The organism is Vibrio sp. B181a (genome assembly GCF_030248375.1).
GTDB classification, from domain to species: Bacteria; Pseudomonadota; Gammaproteobacteria; order Enterobacterales; family Vibrionaceae; genus Vibrio; species Vibrio campbellii.
In genome coordinates this window covers 1-615 of record NZ_JAHGAD010000085.1, presented here as the reverse complement: position 1 = coordinate 615, position 615 = coordinate 1, and the positions used below count along the sequence as shown (strand labels likewise).

1 protein-coding gene and 1 pseudogene are annotated in these 615 nt (G+C 47.2%); one reads left to right on the top strand and one right to left on the bottom strand.

The window, feature by feature from the left end:
* A partial coding sequence (locus KIO97_RS24380; RefSeq protein ID WP_285384198.1) for a hypothetical protein occupies window positions 1-182 on the top strand: 182 nt, incomplete at its 5' end.
* On the opposite strand, the pseudogene KIO97_RS24375 reads toward KIO97_RS24380, so the two are convergent.
* Window positions 167-615: pseudogene (locus tag KIO97_RS24375) on the bottom strand (hypothetical protein); the annotation flags it as partial. The gene KIO97_RS24380 and the pseudogene KIO97_RS24375 sit on opposite strands and share 16 nt — an antisense overlap.

Genomic DNA, 615 nt, shown 5'->3' with positions numbered 1-615 from the left:
TTCATATCATTCTCCTTGCTGATGTTGAGTTGATGCTTTTTTCATCGTTGTTACCCGTTATAGCACGCTTTTTTCGTTATGTCCCTAATACTGAATCAATACTTAGAGACTTGATTTATTTCACAAAAAACAAAATAAAGCCGCTCATTGAACGGCTTCTAAGCGGTTATTTGCATTCGTAATAGTCGTAGACCATTTCACAATCATAATCGCCATTACCAACATGCTGGCAGTCTTCGTATTGGTGCGCGCCAAACGCACCAACTGGCGCGCACGCAAACCCGTCGGGATTGTTTCTCAGCAGCACTGCAGACATGCCATACACGTACGAAGTTTTTTTCCATATACCAGACTCGTTATTGATAGCTTGATCTGGATAGCCTACATCTCCTGGAGGCGGCAGACCTTCGCGGTGCGCCGGGCGCGAGACGCGCTTTTGTTGATCGTAAAACGGTTGCATGGAAGCGCTCGCCTCGTCGCCATCAATTTTGCCATCGCAGTTTAAATCCCATGTGTCAAAGCCAGCGCCGCATTGACCAGGCTGAGCAGCTAAAGCGGGCGCGCTTGCCATGATGACGGAGAGTAACAGTAGTGTTGTTTTCATCTTTCCTTCCT